Raw genomic sequence first — 21,139 nt, forward strand, 5'->3', positions numbered from 1 at the left:
GAAAATCGATAATACCATTGCAACATAATCGTATAAAAATCATATTACTTGTAATAGCTCTTTTCGCAGGGACGGCTCGTGCTTCCGATATTCCGATAATAGTGTCGTCGGAGAATATCGAGAATGTACTTGAACAGCTCGATGAAGTCCTTGAAAATCGAAATGTGTATATAACTTCGCGTCTTAACAGAATCGACAGTATAAAGTCATTGCCTGTTGGGATTGGGCGTGAGGCTTATAGAATGTTGGAAATAGGCAAGGAGTATGAGTCGTTTAACAATGACTCGGCATTTGCTTATTTTCGCAACGGCTATGATATGGCTCGTTTGACCGATAATCTGTCGCTAAGGCTTGAACTCAAGCTGAGATTGATAAAGGTGCACGTTCGCAATGGGTTTGTCAAGGAGGGTTATGACATGTTTCTTGCCATTCCCGATGACTCCATCCCCGATTCCATGCGAGCGATATATTACGGCAATGCCGCTGAAGTGTTTTTCCAGGTGGGAATGGTCTATTACTCGGCGACACCTCCCTATAATGACTTGTGTAATAAATACCGTCGTGAATACATGAAGTATATCATACCCGGGTCGATTGAGTGGGAGCTGCTTGATGCCGAAAACTTCATATATATGGAGAATTACGGTGCGGCGATAGCCACTGCCGTTGAAGTCATGGAGCGCGCCCGACTATAGCCCCGAGTATGCCAGAGCCTCTTATCTGGCCTACTATTGCTATGAACAGCAGGTGAATAAGCTTAACGAACAGCTCTATTTCATGTCGCAGACCGCTATCTCGGAGGTCATGGGGGGATGTCGTGAAGGATTGGCATTGCACTCTATGGGACAGCTGCTTTACGATTACGGCAACATAAACCGAGCACACCGCTATCTGTCGGCTGCCATTGACATGTCGTCGATGAGTGACGCCAACCGTAGGGCCGCGCCTGCGGTGGAGTCGCTCGTGCTGATGGAACGAAGCTTCAAGGACAGAGGTGAATATAACGCGACTCTTGTGTGGCTGCTCGTTTTAACGCTGGTTATCTGGCTGGTGATAATTGTAGGAGCATTGATATATTATCGCCGTGACATGGCTCGCCTGCGCAAGGCGCATGCCCGCATAGCTCAGGCCAATAACGCCAAGGAAACCTATCTGAAGAATTTTCTTGACATGTGTGCTCTTTCGACCAAGCGTCTTGGCAACCTTTGCAAGACCGTAAACCGAAAACTTGCTTCGGGGCAGGTTGAGGACTTGTACGGCATCACGCGGTCGGGGCGTATAATGGATGAGCAGCGCAAGGAGTTCTACATGATATTCGACAATGCCTTTCTGCACATATATCCGTCATTTTTTGAGGAGCTTAATTCATTGTTGCGTGAAGAGGAGCGTTATGTCGCTCCAACTGACGGCAAGCTGCCTACTGAGTTGCGTATATATGCTCTTGTTCGTCTTGGCGTTGACGACGGAAGTCGTATTGCGGAATTCCTTGGATATTCAATCAATACCGTATATGCCTATCGTGCCAAGGTTAAGGCCAAGGCTATAAATCGTGACACATTTGATGCCGACTTGATGCGCATCGCTGTCATAGAGTGACATTGTCAGTTCTCAAATATTCGGTTTTGTCGTGACATTAAATTAATCGGAGTGTTGTATATTTGTAACAACAAATCCGAAATTCATAATTCATGGCAAAATTAAAAGAAGAAAAATCCATATATCCTGTGAGCGGTATGCACTGTGCCGCTTGTGCCGGTAAGGTCGAGTCGGTGCTGAACTCTCTTGACGGAGTCAAGGAGGCTGTTGCCAACTTTGCCTCACGTGAGGCGAGTGTAGAATATGATCCCGATGTGATTACTCCCGAACGGATGCGTGATGCGGTACGGCGTTACGGCTATACGCTCCACATCGAGATGAGCGAAGAGGAGCTTGACCGGATGCGTGAGGCCGAGATGCGAAAAGTAAAAAGAAACGTGACATTCTCGGCTGTGCTTACCGCAGTGATATTGATAGTGTCGTTTGCATTCCATCACGGAGGAACGGCTGTGAATGTGCTGTTATGGTGTCTTGCTACTCCGGTAGTGGTCATTGGCGGCCGTCTGTTCTATGTCAATGCCTGGCAGCGCCTGCGTCAGGGCTCAAGCGACATGGACACTCTTGTTGCGTTGAGTTCGGGCATCGCTTATCTGTTTAGCGTATTCAACACTTTATTCCCCGAGGTGTGGTTGCGTCACGGTCTTATGCCTCATGTCTATTTTGACGCGGCTGCATGTATAATAACGTTCATCTTGATAGGGCGTATGCTTGAGGAGCGTGCCAAGCAACGCACTGCCGTTTCGATAAAGAATCTGATAGGCCTTCAGCCCAAAAGCACCATCGTGGTGTTGCCCGACGGCACGCAGGTTGAGAAGTCAATCTCCGACATAACGATAGGTGACATACTGCTTGCCCGTCCCGGTGAGAAGATTGCGGTTGACGGCATAGCTGTGGATGGAGAAAGTCATGTCGACCAAAGCATGATGACAGGCGAGCCGATGCCTGTAGCCGTAAGGGAGGGCGCCAAGGTGTTTGCCGGAACGGTCAACGGCGAGGGCAGCTTCACTTACCGGGCCCAAAGCGTGGGGTCGTCGACCATGTTGTCACGCATAATCGCCCTGGTTAAGGAGGCGCAAGGCTCCAAGCCGCCGATACAGCGCATTGTCGACAAAGTTGCATCGGTATTTGTCCCCGTTATTATAAGCCTATCGGTCGTAACGTTGTTGCTGTGGCTGTTTTTCGCCAAGGATAACGGCGTCACTTACGGAATATTGTCGGCCATAACTGTGTTGGTTATCGCCTGTCCGTGTGCTCTCGGACTTGCCACACCCACCGCCTTGATGGTGGGAATGGGGCGCGGTGCCGAGGAGGGCATATTGATACGTGACGCTGTGAGTCTTGAAATCGCCAAGGGCGTAGATACTGTTGTTCTCGACAAGACAGGCACATTGACCAAGGGAAAGCCCGAAGTGGTCGACAGCATGTGGGTTGTCAGCGATAATGCCCATGCACGCAACGTGCTCTATTCGATTGAGCGCAGGTCGAGTCATCCGTTGGCTGCCGCAATAGTTGAAAGCCTTACCGACTGCGAACCGGTGCTCGTTCTTGCGTTTCGTAACATCCCCGGGGAGGGATTGCGCGCCCAGGTGGATAAGATAAACTACTTTGTAGGCAATGAGCGGCTTTTAAGCAACAACGGTGTGACAATTCCCGCCGAGGTTTCGGCCACGGCATCTAAATGGGCGGCCGACGGTTGTTCGGTAGTCTACATCGCGTCGGAAAAGGAAGGGGTCATGGGATTGTATGCCGTGGCCGATGCTGTAAAGCCGACATCGTTGCGTGCGGTTGAAATGCTGCGTGATGAGAATGTGGAGCTGCACATATTGACCGGCGACTCTTCGGAAGCTGCGTCACTCCTTGCACGCCGTGTGGGCATAGAGCATTACAAAGGTAACGTGACGCCTGCCGACAAGTGGCAATACATAAAGTCGCTTCAGGATAGCGGACGCAAGGTGGCTATGGTGGGTGATGGTGTAAACGACAGCGCGGCATTGTCGATGGCCGACCTTAGTATTGCAATGGGGTCGGGAAGTGATGTGGCCATAGATGTGGCCCAGATGACGATAATATCGGATAATCTTGAGAAGGTGCCTCAGGCCATAAAGCTGTCACGTGCCACGGTTGGCATCATAAGGCAGAATCTTTTCTGGGCGTTTATTTATAATGTAATCGCCGTGCCTGTTGCAGCCGGATTGCTGTATCCTTTTACAGGATATCTGTTAAACCCCATGATTGCCTGTGCATTGATGGCGTTAAGTAGCGTAAGTGTCGTCACAAATTCATTAAGGTTGCGAAAAAAAGGTTGAAAAACGTGACGAATCGATGAACTTTATCGACGATTCGGTTGTTGTTTATGCAAACTTGGAGTGCTTACCTACTTTATTCTTGTAATTAGATCATGAAAGATGTAAAATCTACATTATTGGACCGGCGCAGTATACGCAGATACGAGCGTGAAGATATACCGCAGGAAACGATGGACTTAATCTATGAGGCTATCAGGAATACTCCGACCAGTTATAACGGTCAGCAGTTTTCGGTAATCGACATAGATGACCAAAGTGTTAAGGAAAAGTTATATGAGTTGACCGGACAGAAACAGATTAAGACTTGTCGCAGGTTTATGCTGTTTTGTGCCGACTACAATAAGATAAGAACCATTGCTGATGCAAAACTCATAGATCTCCCCGGCTTCACTCACACAGCCGACGGTGTTATCGTAGGCGTGGTCGATGCCGCCCTTGCGCTCATGAGTGCGCTTGTTGCCGCTGAATCATGCGGACTTGGTACGTGTCCCATCGGTTATGCCCGTACCGCAGCTCCCGAAGCAATAGCAAAGATGATGGACTTGCCCGAAGGTGTATTCGTTGTGTGCGGCCTTGCCATAGGCGTTCCTCGCGAAATGCCCGATTTGAAGCCCAAGCAGCCGCGTGAGCTTATGATATTCCACAATGCCTACAGGCGTGACAACATGGTGCCCGATCTGCTGAAATATGACAAGCAGATTTCGGAGTACAATGCCACTCGCACAGGCACCAAGACCGACAACGACTGGGCGGGACACATCATTGGCTACTATCGTGAGGCGATGGCCTACAAGACTCTCGATGCGCTTCGTCGCAGAGGATTTGATGTAAAGCAATAATTTTAGACATATAATAGATGAAAATAGCGCGGTTTCCGTTAAAGATACCGCGCTATTTTTTGTGAGTGGTCGATGTCGATTATTTCTCTTTGGCGAGAATAAGTGCCGAGCGTGGAGCGACTTTCAGTTTGCCGCCTTTGCTCATTCCCAATCCTTCAGCGTTGAGTTGACCGTCCTGTGCCACTACAATCCAGTTGCCTTTGGGCACCTTTACTTCCTTTGAGTCATCGGAGCCGTTGAATATCAGCTTTATCTCTTTCCAGGTATCACCGTTGGCGTTATCCTTTATTGAGTAGGAGATGAGGTTGGGCTCGTTGTTGGTGTTGTCAAATACGATGTGCTTTGCCACATCCTTGGCAGTTGTCATGCGGAATGCGGGATGGCTCTTGCGGAGCTTTATAAGCTCACGGTAGTAGTTGAACAGATCGGCGTTTTCATGCTTCTTGCTCCAGTCGATTGCATTGATTGAATCGGGTGACTTATAGGAGTTGTGTACACCTTTCTTGTCGCGGAATATCTCTTCGCCGGCAAACATGAAGGGTGTGCCCTGTGAAGTGAACACGATTGTCTGCGCAAGCTTTGCCGCACGCTGTCGGTCGGCGGTGCTTTCATCGGGAAGCGACTTGATCAGCTTGTCGGTGAGCGTCAGGTCATCGTGACATGAAACGTAGTTTATCACCTGTGTCGGGCTTAGAGCATAGGGCTTCTTTGAGTTGTTGCCCTTTGAGTAGTCAACTTGGGGGTGATCGGTTGCAGCTACGATGCCTATCTTAACGGTTTCTTCGTTTCCCGGCTTTCCTGTGGCAAATCCGCGGTCGGCGGCATTGGTGTAGTGTCCCTTCACAGCGTCACGCAGGTCATCGCTGAACACAGCTACCTGAGGCATCTTGTACACATTGTCCTTCAACGCGCGTTTTTCAACGGGGAGGGGAGAGTCGCCTGCTGTCCAGCCTTCGCCGTAGACAAATATGTCGGGATTGATCTTCTTAAGCTCGGCGGCAACTTCGTTCATGGTTTCAATGTCGTGGATGGCCATGAGGTCAAATCGGAATCCGTCGATGTGGTATTCATCGGCCCAATACTTCACTGAGTTGATGATGAAGTCACGCATCTGCTGGCGCTCCGATGCAGTTTCGTTGCCGCAGCCCGAAGCATCGCTGTAGCTACCGTCGTCACGGTGACGGTAGTAGTAGCCCGGAGCAGTGAGCGAGAAGTTGGAGTCGTCGTTTTGTGCGGTGTGGTTGTAGACTACATCCATGATAACGCCGATGCCGTTGTCGTGGAGAGCCTTGACCATCTCCTTCATTTCGCGCACACGGGTTTCGGGTTCGGCCGGATTGGTCGAATAGGAACCTTCGGGAGCGTTGTAGTTATAAGGGTCGTAACCCCAGTTGTACTGATTGGAGGGCAGCTGCGACTCATCGACGCTATTGTAGTCGTAGGAGGGCAGAATGTGGATGTGCGTTATGCCAAGCTCCTTCAGGTGGTCGATTCCGGTCTTGTCGCCGAGAAGTGAACGAGTTCCCTCTTCGGTAAGAGCAAGGAACTTGCCTTTGTTCACAATGCCCGATGAGGGGTGCATCGAGAAGTCACGATGATGCATCTCGTATATTACGGCATCATTGATGTTTTTCAATGCAGGTCCGCGGTCATTGGCCCAGCCTTCGGGGTTGGTGTCGGCAAAGTTTATTATGGCGGCACGGTGGCCGTTGGTTCCTACGGCCTTGGCCCATACCCCGGGAGTTTCGTCAAGCCATTTGCCTTTGTATTTTATCTGGAAAGTGTAGAATTTGCCGTATAGTTGTTCAGGAACCGAAACACGCCATGTGCCACGCTCGCTACGCTTCATTGCGAGGGTGGCGGTTGCTGTCGAGTTACGGTCGGTGGGATAGAGTAACACATGTGCTTCCTGTGCTTCAGGCGACCACAAGGTAAAATGAGTGCCTTTTGAGTCGACAACGAGTTCGAGATCGTTGCCGTCGTAGGTTTCAAAGGTGGAGTACATGGCATCGGGTGATGCTGCGAGAGCCTTGTCGGCTCCATACACCAGAGCTGCTGACACGATTGTGCCGGTGCATAGCTTCATTAGATTCAATTTCATTAAAATTTAATTAATAAAGATAACAATATGCTATAAGACAATGCGATAGCGCGATTTTACAATCACGTTGTCATCGCACAACAATTTTCTTGGACCAAGAACTGCATTTGACGATGTAGTAACCTTGCGGAAGTTCGACTGTCAGTGTATAGTCGGCTTTTACCCTCTTTACAAGCTGTCCTGTAATGGAATAGATATAGAATTCATGAGCTTTGCCATCGCTTACCGTGATTTCCAGGCCGCCTGTTACAGGCTTTATTGTAGGTGAGTTGTCGATTACCTCGGTTATTGCATCGTCGTTCATCTCTTGCACGGATGATGCCGCCATAGGCAGTGTTGTCATGGCCGTAAGCAATGAAATGATGACAAGCAGTCTGTTCATTAATTTTGGTTGATTGATATACTTTATACAAAGTTAGTCATTTAGTGTGGTTTTCACAAGATTACGTTTCCCAAAAAACAATAAAATGAGTTATTTGTCTATGGAATATTTATGCTAAGGCCGAAACCTTACGCATTACCCTTATGGATATAAGAAGAGTCCCGAAACCATAACGGTTTCGGGACTCTCTTGTAAGGTAGCTAACCGAATATTATTCAGCAGCGGGAGCCTCTTCTGCGGGAGTTTCCTCAGCAGCGGCTGCTGCAGCGGCAGCATCAGCTTCGGCCTTAGCGGCAGCGATTTCGGCTTTCTTCTTGGCAACGGCTTCAGCCTTTGCCTTGTTCTTAGCCTCTTCAGCCTCAAGACGCTTCTTGTCCTCAAGCTCCTTCTTGCTTGCGATTGATGCCTTAGCAGCATCAACTGAAGCCTGACGCTTGAGCTTCCAAGCCTCGAAACGACGCTGAGCTTCTTCTTCGTTGAATGCGCCCTTCTTAACACCACCCTGGAGATGCTTCATCAAAAGCACACCTTCGTGAGAAAGAATGTTGCGAACTGTGTCGGTGGGTTGAGCACCTACGTTAAGCCAATACAAAGCACGCTCGAAGTTCAATGTTACTGTAGCAGGATTAGTGTTCGGATTATAAGAACCTATCCTTTCAATAAATTTACCATCACGTGGTGCCCTGCTATCGGCGATTACAATGGGATAAAACGCATAGTTCTTGCGACCATGACGCTGTAATCTGATTTTAGTTGCCATTTTTAATTAAATGAATTAGATGTTTTGTATTTGCTAAATGCGAGTGCAAAGTTAGTGACTATTATCGGATTTGCCAACTTAATTTCTCTTTTTCTTATGGCTTTCCTCAAAATAGTGTGATTATTACATAGAGTCCGTGGGCAATCATCGCGGCCATAAGACCTCCAATTGTGTGGGCGAGGATTGCTTTGGGGGTGAGTTCACGGTATCCGAGAGAGTCGAGCATGGCTGTGTGGGTGCTCAGGTATCCGCTCCAGCACATACCTCGGTAGTTTGACAGTTGCATTTTCATGAATCTTTTTTGCTGGCACGCTTGCACGTGTCAAATTTTATTACTATCTTTGTAGCACTGTGTAGCAATCAACGGCAGGGCGGCATAATATGAAGCTGAAAATAACCAAGACAAAAAAGACTTCCATCCTTTATGTACAGAAGGCATACAGGGACAAGAACGGCAAAAGTACCTCAAGAATCCATGAGCGCCTTGGAACGCTTGAGGAAGTTCGTCAGAGATGCGGAGACAGAGATCCTGTTGAATGGGCCAGGGAATATATCGCCAGGCTTACGGCACAGGAGAAGGAGGGCCGGCAGGTGATAATATCACGTCTGTCGCCCACAAAGCTTATTGAAAAAGGCGAGGCTCAGAGTTGCGAGAGCGGATATCTGTTTCTTAAACGGCTGTACCATAAGGTCGGGATGGACAGGATATGCGAGGCAATCTCACGTAAACATAAGTTCGACTTCGATTTCAACAAAGTTCTGGAGCTGATGGTCTACGAACGGCTTTTGAGACCGGCTTCAAAACTAGGTAATTATCGCAGGAGCGGAAGCTATATCGAGCCTTTTGATATAGAAAAACAGCATATCTACAGGAGTCTGGATATCCTGGACAGACACGGTGAATACATCCAGAAGAGACTTTTCCTTAATTCGTCAAAGGTTGTCGAACGGGATACGACCGTCATGTACTATGACTGCACCAACTATTTTTTCGAGAGAGAATCTGCCGATCCGGACTATGTGACAGACAAAAAAGGGAACGTTCATGAACGTATACGCAAGTACGGAGTCTCCAAGGAACATCGACCGAACCCCATCGTACAGATGGGTATGTTCATCGACAACTCCGGCATGCCGGTTGCGATGTGCATCAATCCCGGCAATGCCAACGAACAGACTACCTTGATTCCAACTGAAAAGATTATAGTTGAGAAGATGGGGGTCAGCAAGATTGTAGTCTGTACAGACGGAGGTCTCTCTTCTGAAGGCAACCGGTCATATAACTCCACAGCAGAAAGATCATTCATAACGGTGCAGTCAATAAAGAAACTGGAGGATAATCTCAGGGACTGGTGTCTGGAACCGACAGGATGGAAACTTGTAAAGTCCGACACGGTACAAAAAGACAAGCGGTACCGGGATGCAGACGAGGATGAACTGGAGTTTGACCTGACTGATGCCGATACTGCCCGTTATTACGGAGACCGCACTTTTTATCGCGAGCGTTGGATTGTCAATGAAAAGACAAAGTTCTCTCAAAGATTGATTGTGACATTTTCATACAAATACCGCGACTACCTCCGATTCCTGCGTCAACGCGAGATTGACAAGGCTGACAGCAATGCACGTGGAAACAGGACATTGACCAAATCTTATAAGAGCCCTGACAGGTTCCTTTCCGAGACCTACGCCACAGAAGACGGCGAGGTTGCGGTATTCAGAACCGTCTCCCTGAATCTTGACGCCATATCAGAAGAAGAAAAATATGACGGCTTCTATGCGATATGTACGGATCTGTCTGACAATGTGACGAAAATCATCGAACTGAACCATAACCGCTGGGAGTCGGAGGATGCCTTCAGGGTCATCAAGACTGACTTCAAGGGTCGACCCGTCTTCGTCTGGACGGCGGAACACATAAGGGCCCACTTCATTGTCTGCTTTATCACACTACTGCTCTTCAGAATAATGGAAAAGGAACTGAACTATAAATACACATCCTCCGCTATAATTGAGAAACTACGGTCAATGACTATGAACATAGTCAAGGGAGAAGGCTACAAGCCTAACTTCACACGGGATGATCTTACCGATGACCTACATGCCAAAGCCGGCTTCAGACTCGACACCGAGATTGTTACTCGTCAGAAAATCAAACAGATTATTGCTAATATTAAAAAAGGTTAAATATAGATAACCCCATTCCAGTGCTACATATATAGACCCTTTTGCACATGGCTTCACGCCAATGTACAAAAGGGTTTGCTCGTTTTTGGACTGTAAAAGATGGGAAAGTTAGTGACTATTATCGGATTTGCCAACTTAATTTCTCTTTTTCTTATGGCTTTCCTCAAAATAGTGTGATTATTACATAGAGTCCGTGGGCAATCATCGCGGCCATAAGACCTCCAATTGTGTGGGCGAGGATTGCTTTGGGGGTGAGTTCACGGTATCCGAGAGAGTCGAGCATGGCTGTGTGGGTGCTCAGGTATCCGCTCCAGCACATACCTATGGCAGTGAATACGGCGATGGCATTACCGTCGATCCAGCCTTGTGAGATGAAGTTGGGAACAAGGCTTAAGGCAGCTCCCACGGCTCCGAGTGCGGTTATCGGGAATGCTACCAGATGCGGATCGTTGAATCCGAAGAGAACTTCAAACACTATGTTGATCTTCTGAGCCAGCCAGGGCAGCAGCTCGACGCCTTCATAGGCTGCTCCGGTGTATTCGCCCGATGACGATGCCCCGAATGTGAGTATCATGACGAGTGTTGATATTATGAGCACACCTGGGATGATGGCTATGCCCACATCGACTCCGGTGCGTCCACCGTCGAGGAGTGAGTTTAGTATGCGGATGAATAGCGACTTTGACTCAACGGTCTTCTCCTCGGTTACTTCGTGCTGCTCCTCGACTGCAGTTTCATGGGCGTAATTGGGATAGTTCTTGATTACGAAATATTGCATCAACCGTGTTGAAACGATACATCCGCAGAAAGCGCCGAAAAAGCCCACGAGGGGTGCAAGGAAGAAGCCTTGGCCCACCATAAACACGATGACAAGGAGTCCCATGCCGAAGGCTGTACCGAAATTGGTGAGCGAGATGTATTGGAATTTCTTGAAGTAGCTGCTGAACCGCTTGTCCTGTGAAAGGGATATGATGGCGGGATTGTCGCTGAGGAATGTCATTACTGCGCCGAGTGCGGCAACTCCGGGCAGATTGAACAGCGGGCGCATCAAGGGGCGGAGCATGTTTTCGAGAAGTTTAACAACGCCGAATTCGACGAAAAGTCGTCCGATGGCTCCTGTTATAACGCATATTCCCATAAGGTAGAATACCGTGTTGAGCAACAGGTCATGGGCTGTGTGCATGATTGTGTTAAGCATGTTGGGCACACCCATTATCGACCCGATATAATAGAAGAGAGCGAAAATTACGACCAGACATATTACGCCTGAGGGAATGTAGCGTGTTATGCTGAATTTTGATGTGGCCGGTGTGGCTGGGGCCGGTTGGATTACATTGTCATCCTGCTGATTGATTGGTTCCATTGTTGTGAGTGCTTTTACCGTTTAAAAGAGAGTAGATTCATGTTCCATTTTACGCCTATGTCAAAGATTGTGGTTTTGTTCTGCATGAGGTCGGCATCGTTTGCATTCTTGCCCCATGAGTAAAATAGGTTGGCGTGAAATCTCAGCGCATGACTGCGATTTTTCAGAGGGGAGAACTCAAGGCCGCCACCTATCATTTTCATTTCAGTTCCGGGGAGCACGCACATGTCGGCGTCACTTCCCGAGCGATTGACATCGTAGGTCATCTTGCCGAATATATTCCACTTTTCGGTGGGGCGGAATGACACTTCGCCCATTATCGATATGTCCTTGAGCAGGAATGTCTGTCGGCGTGACGCTCTATTCATCAGGTCGAGCTCGAGCGTCACCTTGTCGACGGTGAATTTGTTGCCGAGGGCGATGTAGTTGATGAATCGGCCCGGAAGGTATTCGATCATGTTTATCGAATAGATGGCGTTGAACCATCCGTGATTGCCGTTCCAAAGCAGGTTGTAGGAGTACATGTCACGATTGTCGCGGGTATAGAAGGGACTTTCGCAGAATTGGAATGTCAATTTGTCCGATTCGGTAAAGCTGTATCCGGCCGATGCTCCTATTTCATAGCAGGGGATGTTGTTCCAGAACACCGAGCATCCGTAAAGATCGATGGGTGCGCGGTCATACTCCCAACCTCCTATGGCCACTACCTGTTTACCTCCGGCAATCGACCATTGGCCTATGTTGTAGTTGAGGTAAACCCAGTCGGTCGCGTCAAAGAATGTGCGGTCGGAGTGCTCTTTGTTGAGTCGTTGCCGCCAGGAGTATGACAAGTTGTCGGTGATGTTGCCGTCGGCTCGTATATTTATGAATTTACCTTCAAAGCCGGTGTTCTCCTTCACCGTCGTTCCGTCGAGCCAGTGGCGTTGGTAATCAAGTCGTGTTTCGAGCCTGAGAGTAAGCAGACTCTCTTCATTGTCGTTCGCTTGAGCTTTGGAGCATAGGATGCTCAACGCTATAAGCGCAGTGCAAATCGCTCTTCTCATAGTGGTAATAAATTCCGGTTAACGTTTATTTGTGATTTGATGTGCAAATATAGGATTTTTATACAATAAACACCAAATAAAAATTAAATGTTAATAATATTTACGCTTGATAATCACGATATGCGCGTTATTCGACGGTTGGGGCGATTGTTTATGATCAGCGGAACCTGTTCCACGGTTACTGTGCTCGTGTCAAGACCGAGGGCTTTGTCGGCCGTGATGGTGATGTGACGCAGCAGCTCGTAAATGGCCATTATGCGCCGTTCCGAAGGCTTGCAGTTGCTCGATTGCGAAAACACACGTTGGATGATGACAAAACGGAAATCCCCGGGAATGGAGTGACGCATCATCGACGGATAGGTGCTCGTGAGGTTGAGCTGGTTGTCAGCTACGAGGTCTTCGACGATCTGACGCAGGTAAACACTCACCTGAGGACGCACCTTGAAACCTATGCGCAGGTTGATCAGGAACAGTGCGTCACGTACGATTGTTTTCGAGCTGTATTCCAGCGTGTCAGGTTCGTCTACATGGTCGATTCTTACTATCCAGTAGTGGTCGGCACGCTTGGGCTGCTTGTTTATTATTGAATAGAGCAGCTTGCTCTCCACCTGGCCTTCAGTGTGGGAATAGCTGATGTAGACGACATTGGACGCATATTTGGCAATCTCACGGTCGTTGCGTATGTCGGTTATTATGTCGACATAACCGTCCAATGGTTTATAGTCGATGAAACGTGACCTCACGCGGCGCCCTATGTGCCATGCGAGCATGATCGCACACAACAGTCCGGCAATCAGCACGGTAAACCATCCGCCATGCATGAACTTGAACACATTGGCGGTGAAGAATGCGCCTTCAAGGGCGATGAACACCAACATGAACAATGCCGTAATCCATGATGCTACGCCCCGTGACCTCAGATAGAATCCAAGCAGCACGGTGGTTGTGAGCATTGTCACGGTTATGGCCAATCCATAGGCGGCCTCCATGCGCGCCGATGAACGGAATATGACGACGGTCAGCAGACACCCGAGAAAGAGAAACATGTTTATTGCCGGGACATATAGCTGCCCCTTTATCGTGCCGGGATATTTTATGTGCATTCTTGGCCAGAAGTCAAGGTTTATGGCCTCGCTTATCAATGTGAACGAGCCGCTTATAAGTGCCTGGCTGGCAATTATGGCCGCTCCTGTCGACATTATGATTCCCCCTATGAGGAACCCTTTTGGCATTATGGCGTAGAAGGGATTGGCATCGGCCGCAATCGCTCCCTGATGAGCTATGATCCATGCTCCCTGTCCGAGATAGTTGAGGATGAGCATTATCTTGACAAATATCCAGCTTACCGAGATGTTTAGGCTTCCGCAATGTCCGAGGTCGGAGTATAGTGCTTCGGCTCCTGTGGTGCATAGAAACACGGCTCCGAGAATGAACATCCATCCTGGATAATGCACGATGAGCCTGACCGCGTAGTAGGGATTGAACGCATGAAATATGGAGGTGTCGGCTCCTATGTTCATGATGCCGAGAATTCCGAGCATCAGAAACCAAATCAACATGAAAGGGCCAAACCATCGCCCGATGGCCGATGTGCCCGAGCGTTGAGCCAGAAATATAAGCGTTATGATTGTGAGTACAATCGGCACTACGGGGGTGCGTGGATAGATGTCACACAAGCCTTCTACCGCCGAAGTGACGGTGAGTGCTGGCGTTATGACACCGTCGGCCAACAGTGTGCTTGCCCCGACGGCGGCCACTATGTAAAGCCATTTGTGTGGTAGTTTGCGCACAAGTGAGAAGAGCGCAAGTATTCCTCCCTCTCCCTTGTTGTCGGCCCGCAATGCTATGATTACGTATTTCAGGGTCGTTTGCAGCGTAAGTGTCCAGATGACGCATGACACTGCACCTATTATATAATCGGCATCGTAGGCGGGATAAACGTGCATGATGGTTTTCATCACATAGAGGGGTGATGTGCCTATGTCGCCGAATACTATGCCTATGGTTACGAGAAGAACCATAGCCGTGATGCGGCGTACGGTGGGAGAGGCCGAGTGTGATGAAGTTCCGGTTGTCATATCAAAAGAAACGCATCGAGCATTTAAATTGTTGAATGAGCTTCTCCATCATGATGTGTAATAAAACAGGGGGGACTCCGCGTTACGGAATCACCCCTTGTTTATATATGTTTATGTAAAAGCAGACTTTTACATGTTTTCGTCAAATGTCATTTCATCAAAACCGGCGGCGTCAAATTCATCGTCATTGAACTCATCGCTTCCGTAGAAATCCTCGTCGAGGTCGTCGACCTGTGTTGCAGCAGCGTTTTTGGCCTCAAATTCCTCAAGATCCATGGTCTGTGGGGGAGGTGTGCCCATCGATGCTATGCACACAGGGTCCTTAAGGTTCTTTCCCGGTACACTCTTCTTCATTTCAATGAAGAAGCAGCGGTCGGTCATGTAGTCGAATACGAATATTAGGCGCTGTCCGTCGTCGATGTAGTCGCTCAATATCGTTTCATCCATGAGATAGACGTCTTCGTCCGATTCCGAGCCCATGTCCTCAAGGGTGATTTCCTTGCCTTTCTCCCAATTATCGTCACAGATGAAGAATGAACACATCTGGTTTTTGTCATAGTCGACCGAGTCGCAGATGGCGTTTCTTAGGTCGAGGAATGTTGCATCGGCGTCGATGCTGATTTCCCTGCGGAAATTGTCGACCTCGTCTGATACAAGTCTAAAGTTGAATATCATATTTTATAATTTATATTCGATTATATCGATACGTTTTATCATTTGCGAAATTAATAAAATTCCCATATAATGTACACAGTTCCTATGACAAATTTTGTAGCACTCCGCTGAAAAGAGTCGGCGACATTCATTTATGTCGCTCGGGCAATGAGTCGTGTATGGTGGCGTAGCTTCCGTCAAGTAACTGAAGCAGGTCATGTTTTCCGTTCACGGCCTCGATAGGCTTGTGTATGGTCAAGGTTATGTGTCCCCAATTGGGAATTTTCTTAAAGCGAGGCATCACCTCAAATGATCCGTCGATGGTGATTGGAACGACCGGAAGGCCGAATTCCATCGCAAGGACAAACGCTCCGCGCTTGAAACGCCGCATCTTACCGTCCCATGTGCGGGCTCCTTCGGGAAATACGACAAGCGACATCCCTCCGCGCAGCTGCTTTTCGGCTTTCTCCATCGTGGCCTTGGTGGCCGACGGCGACGAGTTGTCGACCATGATGTGGCCCGACACCTTGCATGAATAACCTACAAACGGAATCTTTTCAAGCGACTTCTTCATCATCCAGCGGAAATTGTGGTTGAGGTATCCGTAGATGGAGAATATGTCGTAGGCTCCCTGGTGGTTGGCTATGAATACGTAGGATGTGTGGGGGTCGATGTTTTCGCGTCCTTTGACAGTGACCTTGACCATGGACATGACACAGAAAAGGCGCGCCCACCAATGCGGGAAAAAGTAGCCCGCCCAGCGACCCATGCCCAGCATGCTCAGGATGATGGTGATTGTCGCCGTCAATATCGTGGCCGTCAGCAGAACCGGGGCCATGATTAAAATCTGATATATTCTATACAGTATTAACATCGTGATGCAAATATAACAAGCGTGATGCTAAATTGCAAAACATAATATGTATTTTTTGAATATAAGAGCCGGTACGACAATAAATGTTAACGGCAGGGCGGTCAATTGTTGAGTGATTTTCTTTAGCTCTTGAGGGAGCGATGGGGCTCCATCGTGACCGAAAGAGATGAAGAAAAGCGCCAACGAGTGGCCGAGGCGAAGGTAACTTTCGTCCCATCAAATATTGGGGCAGCATCTTCCACTGACATCCGGTGTAAACCAGATATACAATAGCTGTGAATATCTTATAGAGGTCTGTCCGTTCCTTTCCAAGGAAGCCTGACAAAAACTTACGGATGCGCTTCCGCTGGCAATGCTTAAACTTTATTTTCATGGAGTCAATGATTAATGTTACTGAGATATAACACGGTAGTTTGACAGTTGCATTTTCATGAATCTTTTTTGCTGGCACGCTTGCACGTGTCAAATTTTATTACTATCTTTGTAGCACCGTGTAGCAATCAACGGCAGGGCGGCATAATATGAAGCTGAAAATAACCAAGACAAAAAAGACTTCCATCCTTTATGTACAGAAGGCATACAGGGACAAGAACGGCAAAAGTACCTCAAGAATCCATGAGCGCCTTGGAACGCTTGAGGAAGTTCGTCAGAGATGCGGAGACAGAGATCCTGTTGAATGGGCCAGGGGATATATCGCCAGGCTTACGGCACAGGAGAAGGAGGGCCGGCAGGTGATAATATCACGTCTGTCGCCCACAAAGCTTATTGAAAAAGGCGAGGCTCAGAGTTGCGAGAGCGGATATCTGTTTCTTAAACGGCTGTACCATAAGGTCGGGATGGACAGGATATGCGAGGCAATCTCACGTAAACATAAGTTCGACTTCGATTTCAACAAAGTTCTGGAGCTGATGGTCTACGAACGGCTTTTGAGACCGGCTTCAAAACTAGGTAATTATCGCAGGAGCGGAAGCTATATCGAGCCTTTTGATATAGAAAAACAGCATATCTACAGGAGTCTGGATATCCTGGACAGACACGGTGAATACATCCAGAAGAGACTTTTCCTTAATTCGTCAAAGGTTGTCGAACGGGATACGACCGTCATGTACTATGACTGCACCAACTATTTTTTCGAGAGAGAATCTGCCGATCCGGACTATGTGACAGACAAAAAAGGGAACGTTCATGAACGTATACGCAAGTACGGAGTCTCCAAGGAACATCGACCGAACCCCATCGTACAGATGGGTATGTTCATCGACAACTCCGGCATGCCGGTTGCGATGTGCATCAATCCCGGCAATGCCAACGAACAGACTACCTTGATTCCAACTGAAAAGATTATAGTTGAGAAGATGGGGGTCAGCAAGATTGTAGTCTGTACAGACGGAGGTCTCTCTTCTGAAGGCAACCGGTCATATAACTCCACAGCAGAAAGATCATTCATAACGGTGCAGTCAATAAAGAAACTGGAGGATAATCTCAGGGACTGGTGTCTGGAACCGACAGGATGGAAACTTGTAAAGTCCGACACGGTACAAAAAGACAAGCGGTACCGGGATGCAGACGAGGATGAACTGGAGTTTGACCTGACTGATGCCGATACTGCCCGTTATTACGGAGACCGCACTTTTTATCGCGAGCGTTGGATTGTCAATGAAAAGACAAAGTTCTCTCAAAGATTGATTGTGACATTTTCATACAAATACCGCGACTACCTCCGATTCCTGCGTCAACGCGAGATTGACAAGGCTGACAGCAATGCACGTGGAAACAGGACATTGACCAAATCTTATAAGAGCCCTGACAGGTTCCTTTCCGAGACCTACGCCACAGAAGACGGCGAGGTTGCGGTATTCAGAACCGTCTCCCTGAATCTTGACGCCATATCAGAAGAAGAAAAATATGACGGCTTCTATGCGATATGTACGGATCTGTCTGACAATGTGACGAAAATCATCGAACTGAACCATAACCGCTGGGAGTCGGAGGATGCCTTCAGGGTCATCAAGACTGACTTCAAGGGTCGACCCGTCTTCGTCTGGACGGCGGAACACATAAGGGCCCACTTCATTGTCTGCTTTATCACACTACTGCTCTTCAGAATAATGGAAAAGGAACTGAACTATAAATACACATCCTCCGCTATAATTGAGAAACTACGGTCAATGACTATGAACATAGTCAAGGGAGAAGGCTACAAGCCTAACTTCACACGGGATGATCTTACCGATGACCTACATGCCAAAGCCGGCTTCAGACTCGACACCGAGATTGTTACTCGTCAGAAAATCAAACAGATTATTGCTAATATTAAAAAAGGTTAAATATAGATAACCCCATTCCAGTGCTACATATATAGACCCTTTTGCACATGGCTTCACGCCAATGTACAAAAGGGTTTGCTCGTTTTTGGACTGTAAAAGATGGGAAATATAACAAGCGTGATGCTAAATTGCAAAACATAATATGTATTTTTTGAATATAAGAGCCGGTACGACAATAAATGTTAACGGCAGGGCGGTCAATTGTTGAGTGATTTTCTTTAGCTCTTGAGGGAGCGATGGGGCTCCATCGTGACCGAAAGAGATGAAGAAAAGCGCCAACGAGTGGCCGAGGCGAAGGTAACTTTCGTCCCATCAAATATTGGGGCAGCATCTTCCACTGACATCCGGTGTAAACCAGATATACAATAGCTGTGAATATCTTATAGAGGTCTGTCCGTTCCTTTCCAAGGAAGCCTGACAAAAACTTACGGATGCGCTTCCGCTGGCAATGCTTAAACTTTATTTTCATGGAGTCAATGATTAATGTTACTGAGATATAACACAAATCAGACCTTTTCCCCTTTTGGTTGAACCGAAATTACCATCGCCTCGCATATTGCGGGCGCTTTTCCGTCTGTTTGTCAGTCGTGTACATCCAGTACACTCCTTCCTCGCAGACCAAAAATCGCTCCGCACTATGCGACCCTGCCGTTAATATTTATTGTCGAACCGGCTCTAAAAACAACGACGGCCGGAGCAGTTGCTCCGACCGTCAATATGAGTTGATTTATTGTCGTCGATTTAGTAGGCAAACATGGGGTAGGACTCCATTGTGGTGTTTACCTTTTCGCGTACTGCGGCTATTACTTTCGGGTCGTCATGGTTGGAGAGAACGGTGTCGATCATTTCTACGATTTCGCCCATAAGTTCCTCTTTGGCACCACGGGTTGTGATGGCCGGAGTACCGAGGCGTATACCCGATGTCTGGAACGGGCTGCGTGAGTCGAAGGGCACCATGTTCTTGTTGGCTGTGATGTCGGCTTCAACAAGCACCTTCTCGGCAACTTTTCCGGTGAGGTTGGGGAACTTGGTGCGGAGGTCGACGAGCATGCAGTGGTTGTCGGTTCCTCCCGATATGATTTTGTAGCCCTTGTCGACAAGTGCCTGAGCCATTACGGTTGCATTCTTCTTGACCTGGGTCTGGTAATCCTTGTAAGCGGGTTGAAGAGCTTCGGCGAATGCCACGGCTTTTGCTGCGATTACGTGTTCCAGCGGGCCGCCCTGTACGCCGGGGAATACGGCTGAGTCGAGCAGTGCCGACATCTTGCGCACCTCGCCCTTGTTGTTGGTCTTGCCCCAGGGATTGTCGAAGTCCTCTCCGAGCAGTATGATACCGCCGCGCGGGCCGCGAAGTGTCTTGTGGGTGGTTGAGGTGACGATGTGGGCATATTTTACCGGGTTGTCGAGCAGTCCGGCTGCGATGAGTCCGGCGGGATGAGCCATGTCGATCATCAGTATCGCACCGATTTCATCGGCAAGACGACGCATGCGTGCGTAATCCCATTCGCGAGAGTAGGCGCTTGCACCGCCTATTATGAGCTTCGGACGCTCACGACGGGCCACTTCCTCCATCTGGTCATAGTCGACAAGACCTGTATCCTCCTTTACGTTGTACTCCAAGGCTTCAAACATCAATCCCGAGAAGTTGACAGGGCTTCCGTGTGACAGGTGTCCGCCGTGGGAAAGATTGAGTCCCAGGAACTTGTCGCCGGGTTTCAGGCAGGCCATGAATACGGCCATGTTGGCTTGTGCTCCCGAGTGAGGCTGTACGTTGGCGTAAGCGGCGCCGAAAATTTCCTTAACTCGGTCGATGGCAAGCTGTTCGGCTTCATCTACAACCTGGCAACCGCCGTAGTAACGGTGTCCGGGATACCCTTCGGCATATTTGTTGGTGAGGCATGAGCCCATTGCTTGCATTACCTGGTCGCTCACGAAGTTTTCGGATGCGATAAGTTCAATGCCATGTTTCTGACGCTGATGTTCACGCTCAATGATGTCGAAAATACGAGTGTCTCTTTCCATTCAGTCTAATTGTTTATTGTGTATATTTAATCCAGTTACTTCTTTTTCTTGACCGACCATCCGAAATGTCCTATGCACTTTCCGAGTTCGTAGTAGCCTCCGTGGCTGTAGGCCATCAGTCCGGCGCGTGACAGCTCGAATGCTCCGCTTTCGGGATTGATGAGGCTTTCGTCGGCCAATACGTTCAGCACTTCGGCTATGAACATGTCATGGCTGCCGAGGTGTATTATCTCCTTGACCTTGCACTCGATGCTCAGCGGCGACTGCTCGATGTATGGACATCCTACCTTTACGCCTTTCACCGGTGTCAGTCCTGTTTCCTTCCACTTGTCGTAGTCGCGACCCGACTTTACGCCGGCCCAATCGGTGGCACGTGCCATGTCGAGGGTGGTGAGGTTGATTGTAAACTCCATCTCCTCGCTGATTATGTCGTAGCTGTGGCGCGACGGACGCAGCGAAATGTAACACATAGCCGGGTCGGTGCAGATTGTTCCTGTCCATGCCACTGTCGCCATATTGTAGCGTTCGGGAGTGTTTCCGCAGCTAACAAGCACTGCGGGGAGGGGATATATCATTGTTCCCGGTTTCCAGCTTTGTTTCATAGTGG

Annotated in this window: 17 protein-coding genes; 6 read left to right on the forward strand and 11 right to left on the reverse strand. The window is 48.5% G+C overall.

Going from position 1 to position 21,139, the window contains the following annotated elements; translation table 11 throughout:
* Nucleotides 1-17 precede the first annotated feature (17 nt).
* From E7746_RS03665 to E7746_RS03680, 4 genes are all read left to right on the forward strand, one after another.
* Nucleotides 18-695: a hypothetical protein gene (locus E7746_RS03665; RefSeq protein ID WP_136409866.1), complete on the forward strand. Its 678-nt coding sequence runs from the start codon at nt 18-20 to the stop codon at nt 693-695.
* On the forward strand, nt 667-1,596 hold the full coding sequence (locus tag E7746_RS03670) for a DUF6377 domain-containing protein (RefSeq protein WP_136409867.1): 930 nt from the start codon (nt 667-669) through the stop codon (nt 1,594-1,596). Before E7746_RS03665 ends, E7746_RS03670 begins: the two co-directional genes overlap by 29 nt.
* A gap of 92 nt (nt 1,597-1,688) precedes the next feature.
* Nucleotides 1,689-3,902: a heavy metal translocating P-type ATPase gene (locus E7746_RS03675; RefSeq protein ID WP_136409868.1), complete on the forward strand. Its 2,214-nt coding sequence runs from the start codon at nt 1,689-1,691 to the stop codon at nt 3,900-3,902.
* Nucleotides 3,903-3,994: 92 nt separating this feature from the next.
* The gene (locus E7746_RS03680; protein ID WP_136409869.1) at nt 3,995-4,741 is read left to right on the forward strand and encodes a nitroreductase family protein; all 747 of its coding nucleotides are present in this window, start codon (nt 3,995-3,997) and stop codon (nt 4,739-4,741) included.
* A 79-nt stretch (nt 4,742-4,820) separates the two neighbouring features.
* On the opposite strand, the gene pulA is transcribed toward E7746_RS03680, so the two are convergent.
* From pulA to E7746_RS03700, 4 genes are all read right to left on the reverse strand, one after another.
* Entirely contained in the window at nt 4,821-6,827 is a 2,007-nt protein-coding gene (pulA, locus tag E7746_RS03685; RefSeq protein ID WP_370640278.1) for a type I pullulanase, read from the reverse strand.
* Between the two features lie 85 nt (nt 6,828-6,912).
* Nucleotides 6,913-7,224 carry a T9SS type A sorting domain-containing protein gene (locus E7746_RS03690; protein WP_136409870.1) on the reverse strand — a complete coding sequence of 104 codons (312 nt, stop codon included), beginning with the start codon at nt 7,222-7,224 and terminating at the stop codon, nt 6,913-6,915.
* Between the two features lie 211 nt (nt 7,225-7,435).
* Nucleotides 7,436-7,984: a 30S ribosomal protein S16 gene (locus tag E7746_RS03695; RefSeq protein ID WP_136409871.1), complete on the reverse strand. Its 549-nt coding sequence runs from the start codon at nt 7,982-7,984 to the stop codon at nt 7,436-7,438.
* A gap of 106 nt (nt 7,985-8,090) precedes the next feature.
* Nucleotides 8,091-8,276 (reverse strand): hypothetical protein, encoded by a 186-nt coding sequence (locus E7746_RS03700; RefSeq protein ID WP_136409872.1) that lies wholly within the window; start codon nt 8,274-8,276, stop codon nt 8,091-8,093.
* Between the two features lie 89 nt (nt 8,277-8,365).
* On the opposite strand from E7746_RS03700, the gene E7746_RS03705 reads away from it, so the two are divergent.
* A complete protein-coding gene (locus E7746_RS03705) occupies nt 8,366-10,171 on the forward strand; it encodes an IS1634 family transposase (protein ID WP_107681949.1) in 1,806 nt (601 codons plus the stop codon).
* A 163-nt stretch (nt 10,172-10,334) separates the two neighbouring features.
* On the opposite strand, the gene E7746_RS03710 is transcribed toward E7746_RS03705, so the two are convergent.
* The 5 genes from E7746_RS03710 to E7746_RS03730 form a co-directional block, all read right to left on the reverse strand.
* On the reverse strand, nt 10,335-11,534 hold the full coding sequence (locus E7746_RS03710) for a nucleoside recognition domain-containing protein (protein WP_238337322.1): 1,200 nt from the start codon (nt 11,532-11,534) through the stop codon (nt 10,335-10,337).
* 14 nt (nt 11,535-11,548) lie between these two features.
* Nucleotides 11,549-12,577, reverse strand: a complete 1,029-nt coding sequence (locus tag E7746_RS03715; protein WP_136409873.1) for a porin — start codon at nt 12,575-12,577, stop codon at nt 11,549-11,551.
* A gap of 113 nt (nt 12,578-12,690) precedes the next feature.
* Nucleotides 12,691-14,655 carry a KUP/HAK/KT family potassium transporter gene (locus tag E7746_RS03720; RefSeq protein WP_136409874.1) on the reverse strand — a complete coding sequence of 655 codons (1,965 nt, stop codon included), beginning with the start codon at nt 14,653-14,655 and terminating at the stop codon, nt 12,691-12,693.
* A 129-nt stretch (nt 14,656-14,784) separates the two neighbouring features.
* The gene (locus tag E7746_RS03725; RefSeq protein ID WP_136409875.1) at nt 14,785-15,330 is read right to left on the reverse strand and encodes an IS1096 element passenger TnpR family protein; all 546 of its coding nucleotides are present in this window, start codon (nt 15,328-15,330) and stop codon (nt 14,785-14,787) included.
* A gap of 127 nt (nt 15,331-15,457) precedes the next feature.
* Nucleotides 15,458-16,147: a lysophospholipid acyltransferase family protein gene (locus E7746_RS03730; protein ID WP_238337323.1), complete on the reverse strand. Its 690-nt coding sequence runs from the start codon at nt 16,145-16,147 to the stop codon at nt 15,458-15,460.
* Between the two features lie 557 nt (nt 16,148-16,704).
* On the opposite strand from E7746_RS03730, the gene E7746_RS03740 reads away from it, so the two are divergent.
* The gene (locus E7746_RS03740) at nt 16,705-18,510 is read left to right on the forward strand and encodes an IS1634 family transposase (RefSeq protein WP_136409411.1); all 1,806 of its coding nucleotides are present in this window, start codon (nt 16,705-16,707) and stop codon (nt 18,508-18,510) included.
* A 741-nt stretch (nt 18,511-19,251) separates the two neighbouring features.
* Here E7746_RS03740 and glyA read toward each other — a convergent pair.
* Nucleotides 19,252-20,532 (reverse strand): serine hydroxymethyltransferase, encoded by a 1,281-nt coding sequence (gene glyA / locus E7746_RS03750; protein WP_136409879.1) that lies wholly within the window; start codon nt 20,530-20,532, stop codon nt 19,252-19,254.
* A 35-nt stretch (nt 20,533-20,567) separates the two neighbouring features.
* Nucleotides 20,568-21,134, reverse strand: a complete 567-nt coding sequence (locus E7746_RS03755) for a flavin reductase family protein (protein WP_136409880.1) — start codon at nt 21,132-21,134, stop codon at nt 20,568-20,570.
* Between the last annotated feature and the right edge of the window lie 5 nt (nt 21,135-21,139).

It is taken from the genome of Muribaculum gordoncarteri (genome assembly GCF_004803695.1).
GTDB lineage: Bacteria > Bacteroidota > Bacteroidia > Bacteroidales > Muribaculaceae > Muribaculum > Muribaculum gordoncarteri.

What these genes read in the sequence shown, in the direction of transcription:
- E7746_RS03755 (WP_136409880.1), bottom strand. Translation starts at nt 21,134, where the DNA reads ATGAAACAAAGCTGGAAACCGGGAACAATGATATATCCCCTCCCCGCA.
- E7746_RS03705 (WP_107681949.1), top strand. Translation starts at nt 8,366, where the DNA reads ATGAAGCTGAAAATAACCAAGACAAAAAAGACTTCCATCCTTTATGTA.
- E7746_RS03740 (WP_136409411.1), top strand. Translation starts at nt 16,705, where the DNA reads ATGAAGCTGAAAATAACCAAGACAAAAAAGACTTCCATCCTTTATGTA.
- E7746_RS03720 (WP_136409874.1), bottom strand. Translation starts at nt 14,655, where the DNA reads ATGACAACCGGAACTTCATCACACTCGGCCTCTCCCACCGTACGCCGC.
- E7746_RS03710 (WP_238337322.1), bottom strand. Translation starts at nt 11,534, where the DNA reads ATGGAACCAATCAATCAGCAGGATGACAATGTAATCCAACCGGCCCCA.
- E7746_RS03695 (WP_136409871.1), bottom strand. Translation starts at nt 7,984, where the DNA reads ATGGCAACTAAAATCAGATTACAGCGTCATGGTCGCAAGAACTATGCG.
- E7746_RS03725 (WP_136409875.1), bottom strand. Translation starts at nt 15,330, where the DNA reads ATGATATTCAACTTTAGACTTGTATCAGACGAGGTCGACAATTTCCGC.
- E7746_RS03715 (WP_136409873.1), bottom strand. Translation starts at nt 12,577, where the DNA reads ATGAGAAGAGCGATTTGCACTGCGCTTATAGCGTTGAGCATCCTATGC.
- E7746_RS03690 (WP_136409870.1), bottom strand. Translation starts at nt 7,224, where the DNA reads ATGAACAGACTGCTTGTCATCATTTCATTGCTTACGGCCATGACAACA.
- glyA (WP_136409879.1), bottom strand. Translation starts at nt 20,532, where the DNA reads ATGGAAAGAGACACTCGTATTTTCGACATCATTGAGCGTGAACATCAG.
- E7746_RS03675 (WP_136409868.1), top strand. Translation starts at nt 1,689, where the DNA reads ATGGCAAAATTAAAAGAAGAAAAATCCATATATCCTGTGAGCGGTATG.
- E7746_RS03730 (WP_238337323.1), bottom strand. Translation starts at nt 16,147, where the DNA reads ATGGCCCCGGTTCTGCTGACGGCCACGATATTGACGGCGACAATCACC.
- E7746_RS03700 (WP_136409872.1), bottom strand. Translation starts at nt 8,276, where the DNA reads ATGAAAATGCAACTGTCAAACTACCGAGGTATGTGCTGGAGCGGATAC.
- pulA (WP_370640278.1), bottom strand. Translation starts at nt 6,827, where the DNA reads ATGAAGCTATGCACCGGCACAATCGTGTCAGCAGCTCTGGTGTATGGA.
- E7746_RS03680 (WP_136409869.1), top strand. Translation starts at nt 3,995, where the DNA reads ATGAAAGATGTAAAATCTACATTATTGGACCGGCGCAGTATACGCAGA.